This window comes from Lactobacillus sp. N54.MGS-719 (genome assembly GCF_000980505.1).
GTDB classification, from domain to species: domain Bacteria; phylum Bacillota; class Bacilli; order Lactobacillales; family Lactobacillaceae; genus Lactobacillus; species Lactobacillus amylovorus.
The window spans coordinates 1-9,489 of record NZ_LARO01000050.1 but is presented as its reverse complement, the minus strand read 5'-3'; the positions used below and the strand labels follow the sequence as shown (position 1 = coordinate 9,489).

Genomic DNA, 9,489 nt, shown 5'->3' with positions numbered 1-9,489 from the left:
TATTGTCAATGCCGCTAACAAGAGTTTATTAGGTGGTGGTGGGGTAGACGGTGCGATTCACGTTGCAGCTGGTCCAGAACTTCTAGCAGAATGTCGAACGCTTCATGGCTGTGATACTGGTGAAGCTAAGATAACCAAAGGTTACAATTTGCCAGCTAAGCATGTAATTCATACAGTTGGACCAATCTACCGTTTCCACACTCTGGAAGAAGACGCTAAGTTACTTGCAGATTGTTATCGTAATAGCTTGGATTTAGCTAAGAATAATAATTTACACAGCATTATTTTTTCATCGATTTCAACTGGGGTATATGGTTATCCTGCTAAAGATGCAGCAAAGGTAGCGATTAAGACCTCCAGAGATTGGTTAAAAGCTAATCCTGACTATGAGATGCATATCTCACTATGTGCTTTTGATAAGCGAATGGAACAAGTTTTGAAAAATCAATTATAGAAGAAAAGTATCTTACATTGTTAGACTAATCTAGTAGTTGTAAGATACTTTTTAATTTTATTATTTGCGATAAGAAATTCCCCAGGTAAAGATCAATACAAGAATAAAGTTAAGCAATAGTGTAAAGCCAGTTACCCAAAATACTGTTGCGTAGTTTGATAAACCCGAAATCATCGATCCCATTAATGAACCGACTACGGCACCAATTGCTTGGAATGACTGATTATAAGAGAAGATCCGGCCGAAACTTTCACTTGGTGTGTTCAAGGTCAAAACAGTTTGAGCGGCTGGCAACATCCCCGCACTGGCAATTCCTAACAAGAATCTCAAACCTGCCAGAACCCACGGATTATTAGTTAATGCCATTGGAATAAATAGGATAAAGCCAACAATTAAACCAATTCTTAAAACTCTCAAAGGCCCCACTTCATCCATCTTATGTCCAATCTTTGATGCAGCAATCAAAGTACCAAGTCCTGGTGTTGCGGCAACAACACCGGCAACCAAAGCCACGTTTTTAGCGTTAGGCATCATCGATTTAACATAGAGCGAAACAATAGGATCGATTGACATGGTTGATGATTGAACAAGCATGGTAGTGATGAACATAACGATGATCAATTTTACACTAGGCAAGCTTTTCATAATTTCGTTCATTGGCTTCATCTTTTCGCGAGAAATTGGAGTAAATTCTTCATGAACAAAGAATGTAGTACCCAAAAATACAAGGAACATCAATAATCCGGTAATAAAGAATGGAATACGATATCCCCAAGCACCGCCGAGCCAATTGCCAAAGAAACTTGATAAAGCACCGCCTAAAAGTGGTCCAACTAAGTTACCTGCAGTTCCGGCTATCATCATTTGGCTCATTACCCAGCCGCTTCTGTGATGAGGAGTTTCTCCAGCTATTAATGCTGTTGCATTATTGATATAACCAGAAAATGCTCCTTGAATAAAACGCATAACAACGATATATATAGCGTTTGGTGCTAAACCAGTCAGGGTAATAGTTAATGCCATAACCCCTGAAGCACGCATACACATTAATTTTCTACCTTTACGGTCAGCTAAGTTGCCCCAATATGGTGAAACAATTGCCTGGGCAATAAATGTCATGGCAAATGCTAAACCTGAGTAAAGATTAATTTGAAATTTTGTATAATTACCCAGATCAGAAATAAATAAAGAAATAAAGGGCATCGTCATTGAGTAGCCCATTCCTGTAATAAAACAGCCTAACCATAAGGTATAAAAAGCTTTATGCCATCCAGCTGGAAAGGCAGTTGATTTTGTAGTAGTCAAAAAGTCATCTCTTTCCAAAAAGTAAAACAATACTTTAATTTTAGCACATACAAAAAGCTAAATTTTTCTTCAAATTCTGCCTTGAAAGTGGGATATCTTGTTCATAATGTGCTACGATAGTGATTCGAGAAAGGAGTTTTCATTATGGCACATATGTCTAGGCGAGAATATCGCATGAAAAAAGAACATGGACAATCTGGTGCTAGTCAATCGCGAATTAATTATTCTAAAAATAAGATAATTAGTCGTGAAGAATTTAGAAGTAAAAAGATTAGCAATCCTGTGCCAATTAACAATGTGAATGTGGCTAATGCTACAAGAGAAAATTATAATCATGTCAAACTCAACTTTTGGAATATTTTCTCTGATAGGCCATATGTCTCTGTGACAATAATTGTGTTGGCTTTGTTCTTTATTATGATCAAACTGTGGTGGGGACTCATTGTACTGCTTATTGCTGTCATAGCTGGTATTTATGTGATAGGACGTAGTCATCATCCTAACCGTGTGCTGAGTCTAGAGTTTCATATGAAAGCTTCTAGAAAACTTAGTATGCTTAGAGCCTTTGAATTAGGTGGTTCTGTTGTTATGTTTTTAGCAACTTATATGAAACAAGTGGTTTCTGTAGATTTCTCATCAGCAGGATCAACTGATAGTTTCCAAATTATTCAAGGGATGCTGTCTAATAATGGTGGTTATTATGGTCAACGTGGATCATATTTCTTGAATTTGCTTAATACAGTAACTGGTGGGCAGTTATGGAGCTCTTATCGGTATGCAACCAATAGTGCACAAATGATGAGTAGTAATTCAGGAAGATGGATTATTATTTGGATCATGCTTTTGATGATTGCTCCAGCATTTTGTGTGTTGGCACAGTTCTTTAAAGAGCCATATTCAAGAAATGCAACATTAGTTACTTCATTGATCACTACGGTAAGTTTTGTATTAACTCCTGTTTTAATGAGAAGATGGGTAGTAGGTTATGCAATGGAAAATCAAATGGCAAGAGAAGCAGCCAACAATGCGGTTCATATTGGTACCATGGCGTATGTTGGTATGGGGTGCTCAATTATGGTTTTGATTATTGCAATTTATCGTTTTGTTAAACAAGATAATTTTGAATAAAGATAAATATTTTAACCCAGTGCTAGATGGAGGTGAATCTTCGTCCAGCACTTTTATTTTGCCAAAATAAGATTTGACGACATAAAAAAATCACCTAGTCAATTGGACTAGATGATTTTTTTTATGATTGAAAATTAAAAGAATGAATTAATACCAATTATGTGCTAACCAAAATCTCTTGGCATTAACCCATGAACCGTAACGACCATAAACGTAATTATCAGCTGTACGTTCTTGATTCTTAGGTGATAAATCACCGTTTAAGTAACCAATATTTAATTGATATTTACCGTAACAAACACCGTTTCTAGCAGTGTAGCTACCACCTGATTCACGCATTGCGATCCAACGCTTAGCTGCTCTTTCCTTCTTAGAAAGCTTTCTAGTTGCGGCTTGTACAGTTTGGTTATTTGAAGTGGTAGAAAAAGCTTGGGCAACAGTAACACATGCAAAGGCAAGTGCTAAAGCTGCAAAAATTTTAACCAAAGTAGATTTAACGTTTTTACTCATTTATTTAATTCATCCCCGTTAATAAAGCTTAATTTCAAATTTGTCAATTTCTTAATGATTACGTTTATATCTTACAAGCTCAATATGACAGCAATGTTACAAAACGAAAACGTCATTCTTACAATCAGGAATAAATAGCCTTTTTTAAGCGCTTTTTGCCCTAATTTGGTAAAATTTATTAGAAGAAACAACTGTTTTTAGGAGGTAAAAAATGGCAGTAAAACGTTTTTATGAAACTTTTCATCCAGAACATTACGATTTACGTATTGATGTAAACCGTAAAAATAAGGAAATTAATGGTACTTCTACTATTACTGGTGATGTAGTTGAGAATCCAGTATTTATTAATCAGAAGTTTATGACTATCGACAGTGTTAAAGTTGATGGAAAAGACGTTGATTTTGAAGTAGTTGAAAAAGACGAAGCAATTAAAATTGAAACCGGCGTAACTGGTAAAGCCATCATCGAAATTGCTTATAGTGCACCTTTGACAGATACTATGATGGGTATTTACCCTTCATATTACGAATTGGAAGGTAAAAAGAAGCAAATTATTGGTACGCAATTTGAAACCACTTTTGCGCGTCAAGCATTCCCATGTGTTGATGAACCAGAAGCTAAGGCTACCTTCACCCTTGCCCTTAAGTGGGATGAAGAAGATGGCGAAGTTGCACTTGCCAACATGCCAGAAGTTGAAGTTGACCAAGATGGCTACCACCACTTTGAAGAAACTGTTCGTATGTCAAGCTACCTTGTCGCATTTGCCTTTGGTGACTTACAATCAAAGACTACTCACACCAAGGATGGCGTTTTGATTGGTGTTTACGCAACTAAAGCCCACAAGCCTAAGGAATTAGACTTTGCTTTGGATATTGCTAAACGTGCAATTGAATTTTACGAAGACTTTTACCAAACTAAGTACCCACTTCCACAATCATTACAACTTGCTTTGCCAGACTTCAGTGCTGGTGCCATGGAAAACTGGGGTCTTGTAACTTACCGTGAAGCTTACTTATTGCTTGACCCAGACAACACTAGTCTTGAAATGAAGAAGCTTGTTGCCACTGTTATTACTCACGAATTGGCTCACCAATGGTTCGGTGACTTGGTAACCATGAAGTGGTGGGACAACTTATGGCTTAACGAAAGTTTCGCTAACATGATGGAATACTTGTCAGTTGACGCTTTGGAACCTGACTGGCACATCTGGGAAATGTTCCAAACTAGTGAAGCTGCTGCCGCATTATCACGTGATGCTACAGACGGTGTTCAACCAATTCAAATGGAAATTAACGACCCAGCTGATATTGACTCTGTCTTTGACGGTGCCATCGTTTACGCTAAGGGTTCAAGAATGTTAGTCATGGTTCGTTCACTTCTTGGCGACGATGCTTTGAGAAAGGGCCTTAAGTACTACTTCGATCACCACAAGTTTGGCAATGCCACTGGTGACGATCTTTGGGATGCACTTTCAACTGCTACTGATCTTGATATCGGTAAGATTATGCACTCATGGCTTAAGCAACCGGGTTACCCTGTAGTTAACGCATTTATCGATGAAGATGGTCACTTGAAGCTTACTCAAAAGCAATTCTTCGTTGGCGAAGGTGAAGACAAGGGTAGACAATGGCAAATTCCATTAAACGCAAACTTCGACGCTCCTAAGATTATGTCTGAAAAAGAATTAGACTTAGGTAACTACAAGGTTATCCGTGAAGAAGCAGGTCACCCACTTAGACTTAACATTGGCAACAACTCACACTTCATCGTTAAGTACGACAAGACTTTGCTTGATGATATATTGTCAGAGGTTGACGAACTTGAACCAATTGATAAGTTGCAATTATTGCAAGACCTTAGACTTTTGGCAGAAGGTAAGCAAATTTCATACGCTTCAATCGTGCCACTTCTTACTAAGTTCGCAGATTCTAAGTCAAGCTTGGTAATCAACGCATTGTACACTACTGCTGCTAAATTGCGTCAATTCGTTGAACCAGATTCTGCCGCAGAAAAGAACTTGAAGAAGCTTTATGATCTCTTATCTAAGGATCAAGTTGCTCGCTTAGGCTGGAAGGTTAAGGTTGGCGAAAGCGATGAAGATATTCAAATTCGTCCATATGAATTAGCTGCTAGTCTTTACGCAGAAAATGCTGACTCAATTAAGGCAGCTCATAAGATCTTCACTGAAAATGAAGACAATTTGGAAGCAATGAATGCTGATGTTCGTCCATATGTTTTGATCAATGAAGTTAAGAACTATGGCAGTCACGACTTAGTTGCTAAGTTGATCAAGGAATACCAAAGAACTGCAGATGCTTCATACAAGGCTGACTTACGTGCAGCTGTAACCAGCACCATTGACAAGGCTGAAGTTAACTCAATCGTTGACAAGTTTGAAGATGCTGACGTCATTAAGCCACAAGACCTTCGTGGTTGGTACCGTGGACTTCTTGCAAACCACCATGGTCAACAAGCTGCTTGGGACTGGATCAGAGAAGATTGGGACTGGCTTGATAAGACTGTTGGTGGCGACATGGAATTCGCTACATTTATCACAGTTACTACCGGTGTCTTCCATACTCCTGAAAGACTTAAGGAATTCAAGGAATTCTTTGAACCTAAGGTAAATATTCCACTTCTTAGTCGTGAAATTAAGATGGACATTAAGGTCATCGAAGGCAAGGTTAACTTGATCGAAGACGAAAAAGATGCTGTAAACAGTGCAGTTGCTAAGGCAATTGACTAAAAAATAAATAGCTAAAGAAATAAGGATCCACTATGTAAGAAGTGGATCCTTATTTTTCGTGGTATAATATCCTTTATTGCTTACCTTAGATAAGAGGGGAGTTTTTCTTTGGGTAAACGAGATTCAGATACAGCATTTTTCGGACAACCAAAGGGTTTGTCCACTTTATTCTTTACTGAAATGTGGGAGCGTTTCAGTTACTACGGCATGCGTGCCATCTTACTTTTCTACATGTATTACGCAGTTACCAAGGGTGGTCTTGGTATGGACCAAACTACCGCTGCTTCAATCATGTCAATTTATGGTTCGCTTGTTTATTTATCTACCTTAGTTGGTGGTTGGCTCTCAGATAGAGTATGGGGTTCAAGAAAGACCGTCTTTTATGGTGGTGTCTTGATCATGCTCGGTCACATTGTTTTGGCTTTGCCAGCTGGTGTTAGTGCATTGTATGCCTCAATCGCTTTGATCGTGGTTGGTACGGGTTTGCTTAAACCTAACGTATCTTCAATGGTTGGTGGTCTTTACTCTGTAGAAGATCGTCGTCGAGACGCTGGTTTTAGTATTTTTGTTTTTGGTATTAATATTGGTTCATTCCTTGCACCACTCCTTGTACCATGGGCAGCACAAGGCTTCGGCTTTAACGTGTTTGGCACCGAATGGAACTTCCATGCCGGCTTTTCACTTGCCGCTATTGGTATGTTCTTGGGTTTAGTGCAATACACTCTCGGTGGTAGAAAATATCTTTCAACTGATAGTTTGACGCCAAATGACCCAATTGATAAAGGCGATTTGCTCAACATTATTAAATGGGTAGTTATTGGTATTTTCGCAATCGCTATTGTATTAGCTGCAATGGCTGGTGTAGGTCAATTAAACGTTAATAACGTTATTACTTTGCTTACTATTTTGGCTATTGCGTTGCCAATCTACTACTTCGTCATGATGCTCCGGAGCCCTAAGGTTACTAAGATTGAACGTTCACGTGTTAAAGCTTATATTCCATTATTCTTCGCCGCAGCTATTTTCTGGGGAATAGAAGAATCCGGTTCAGTTGTTTTAGCACTTTTTGCGGAACAAAGAACTGTGCTTCATGTTGGCAGCTGGCACTTTGCGGCAGCTAACTTTCAGTCACTTAACCCATTGTTTATCATGATCTTGACGCCAGTATTCGTTTGGCTTTGGGAACACTGGAAAAAGCAACCAAGTGCACCAGGTAAATTCGCTGCAGGTCTTGTATTTGCAGGCCTTTCATACATGTGGATGGCTTTGCCAGGGATGCTCTTTGGTACCAGTGGCAGAGTTAGTCCATTATGGCTTGTCGCTTCATGGTTCTTGGTTGAAATTGCGGAAATGCTGATTTCACCAATTGGTTTGTCAATTACGACTAAGCTTGCGCCAAATGCTTTCCGTTCACAAATGATGAGTATGTGGTTCATGGCTGATGCAACCGGTCAGGCAGTTAACGCCCAAATTGTTAAATTCTATTCTTCTGGTACTGAAGTTCAATACTTCTTGGCTGTTGGTATAGTGAGTGCAATCTTCGGCATTATTATGTTTGCTTTAGTTAAAAAAATTAACGTCTTAATGGAAGGCGTACACTAGTTGAAAAATAATCCTACTGAAAAAGTAGAAAATTAATTGAGCGAATATCGCCTATAAAACGTTGATATCATTCATTGGTGTGGCTATTTTATCAATGGGAACCGCGTGGTGGTCTAGATCCATTTACTGCCGTGAACACCGGTATTTCTAACAAATTAGGAATCGGACTTGGTGTTTACCAATTAGCAGTGAACTTGGTGATTTTCATTTTTATTTTGTGGCTGGACCGTAAGCAAATCGGAATCGGTACTATCTTAAACATGGTTCTGGTCGGATTTGAAATTCAATGGTTTACTACGATTTACCACCAATTATTTGGCTACCGAACTACGTTCTTGATTGTGGCAGCTGACACCTTGATCGGTTTGATTTTGTTCACGCTGGGTGCATCGCTTTACATGGCACCGGACCTTGGTGCGGTGCCATATGATGCTATTGCACCAATTATCACGCAAAGAACGAAGTTATCTTACCGAACTGCTAGAATCACACAAGACGTTTTATTCATGGTTGCTGCCGTTATGCTTTTGTCGCACATTGGTAAGCGTACTTATCACACTATCTATAACGCGTTGCAAACGACTGAAACGATGCGTAACAACATGTCTGAATACTCAACTTCTGATTTAATGAAAAACGCCCGAAAATCCCCGTATTTTAATGCGGGGATGGATAGGGCCAAGCTGACCTAGCAGTCAGCTTTTTTTATTCTAAAAATAGAGACATATGTTCGCTTATCCTGTAAAATATAAATATCTAATCTATGAGGAGGTGAAATACATGAAAAGAATGAGCAGTTTAGCCTATCATTTTGGCGTTAAGCTTCGCTTTTATCCTAGTTCTAAGCAAAAGAAAATCATTAAACTAAACTATGATGCGCAGCGCTTTGTCTACAACTCTTATGTCGGACGCAATCGGACTAGCTACCATGCTAAACGTTATTTAGCTAATAGGCAAAATCGAGCAATGCCCTTTGCTTTTTCTGCTCTTAATAGCTATGAAGTCCAACTGGCAGAAACAGTAGTCATCAATAATGAATTATTGGATAAGCCAAGGAATATTCGTGATACTTATAGCTTTTTGCGTGTTAAAGAAATTGATAGCCTCGCTCTTGCCAACGCCATTCAAAATTATCAGAAAGCTTGGAACAACTATCGCAAGATTGGTCATGGAATTCCGACTTTTCACAAAAAACGCAGCGACTGGTCATATCAGACTAACTGTCAATATCCTAAGCAGTCAGAAGCCTATCTTGATAACGGGACAGCTAGATTTATTGATGCTAAACATATTAAATTGCCTAAGCTGGGAATTGTCCGCATTGCTGGTTTTAGAAAACTGATTAAAGAGCGCTTGCTTAAGCAGATTCCAACTAGAATTGGCACAGTCACGATAAAAAAGACCGCTGATGACCAGTTCTACCTGTCTATGCAATTAGGCAGCGATACTGCTTTTGTTAAGGAATTACCTAAAACACAAAGTCAAATTGGCATTGACCTCAATTTAGATAACTTCCTAACAGCATCTAACGGAGCAATGGTCGCTAATCCACGCTTTTACCGCAAAGCCAAAAAGAAGCTGGCCCATGCCCAACGTGTCTTGTCTCGCAGGCAGCGCCGGGCTAAAAAAGAAGGACGCAATTTGCGGCTAGCAAAAAACTATCAAAAACAGCGTCTAATAGTCGCTAAACTGCACGATAAGATCAGAAGACAGCGTAATGACTTTTTACAAGTACTCTCAACTG

At 39.0% G+C, this 9,489-nt stretch carries 8 protein-coding genes; 6 read left to right on the top strand and 2 right to left on the bottom strand.

Annotation, left to right across the window (positions count from 1 at the left end; all coding sequences use genetic code 11):
- Nucleotide 1: 1 nt before the first annotated feature.
- Nucleotides 2-454 (top strand): macro domain-containing protein, encoded by a 453-nt coding sequence (locus WS44_RS07895; RefSeq protein ID WP_288145719.1) that lies wholly within the window; start codon nt 2-4, stop codon nt 452-454.
- Nucleotides 455-514: 60 nt separating this feature from the next.
- On the opposite strand, the gene WS44_RS07890 is transcribed toward WS44_RS07895, so the two are convergent.
- Nucleotides 515-1,759, bottom strand: coding sequence for an MFS transporter (locus tag WS44_RS07890; protein WP_046433940.1), 1,245 nt, complete (start codon nt 1,757-1,759; stop codon nt 515-517).
- Nucleotides 1,760-1,903: 144 nt separating this feature from the next.
- On the opposite strand from WS44_RS07890, the gene WS44_RS07885 reads away from it, so the two are divergent.
- Nucleotides 1,904-2,887 carry a cytochrome C5 gene (locus tag WS44_RS07885; RefSeq protein WP_288145718.1) on the top strand — a complete coding sequence of 328 codons (984 nt, stop codon included), beginning with the start codon at nt 1,904-1,906 and terminating at the stop codon, nt 2,885-2,887.
- A gap of 147 nt (nt 2,888-3,034) precedes the next feature.
- On the opposite strand, the gene WS44_RS07880 is transcribed toward WS44_RS07885, so the two are convergent.
- Nucleotides 3,035-3,397 carry an aggregation promoting factor surface protein gene (locus WS44_RS07880; RefSeq protein ID WP_046433939.1) on the bottom strand — a complete coding sequence of 121 codons (363 nt, stop codon included), beginning with the start codon at nt 3,395-3,397 and terminating at the stop codon, nt 3,035-3,037.
- Nucleotides 3,398-3,608: 211 nt separating this feature from the next.
- Between WS44_RS07880 and WS44_RS07875 the strand changes: the two genes are divergently transcribed.
- The 4 genes from WS44_RS07875 to WS44_RS07860 form a co-directional block, all read left to right on the top strand.
- The gene (locus WS44_RS07875) at nt 3,609-6,143 is read left to right on the top strand and encodes a M1 family metallopeptidase (protein ID WP_046433938.1); all 2,535 of its coding nucleotides are present in this window, start codon (nt 3,609-3,611) and stop codon (nt 6,141-6,143) included.
- A gap of 108 nt (nt 6,144-6,251) precedes the next feature.
- Nucleotides 6,252-7,745, top strand: coding sequence for a peptide MFS transporter (locus WS44_RS07870; RefSeq protein ID WP_046433937.1), 1,494 nt, complete (start codon nt 6,252-6,254; stop codon nt 7,743-7,745).
- A 77-nt stretch (nt 7,746-7,822) separates the two neighbouring features.
- Entirely contained in the window at nt 7,823-8,437 is a 615-nt protein-coding gene (locus WS44_RS07865) for a membrane protein (protein ID WP_046433943.1), read from the top strand.
- Nucleotides 8,438-8,525: 88 nt separating this feature from the next.
- A partial coding sequence (locus WS44_RS07860) for an RNA-guided endonuclease TnpB family protein (protein WP_046433935.1) occupies nt 8,526-9,489 on the top strand: 964 nt, incomplete at its 3' end.

Bases quoted from the DNA above. Each gene is read 5' to 3' on its own strand.
- WS44_RS07885 (WP_288145718.1), top strand. From the start codon at position 1,904: ATGGCACATATGTCTAGGCGAGAATATCGCATGAAAAAAGAACATGGA.
- WS44_RS07880 (WP_046433939.1), bottom strand. From the start codon at position 3,397: ATGAGTAAAAACGTTAAATCTACTTTGGTTAAAATTTTTGCAGCTTTA.
- WS44_RS07875 (WP_046433938.1), top strand. From the start codon at position 3,609: ATGGCAGTAAAACGTTTTTATGAAACTTTTCATCCAGAACATTACGAT.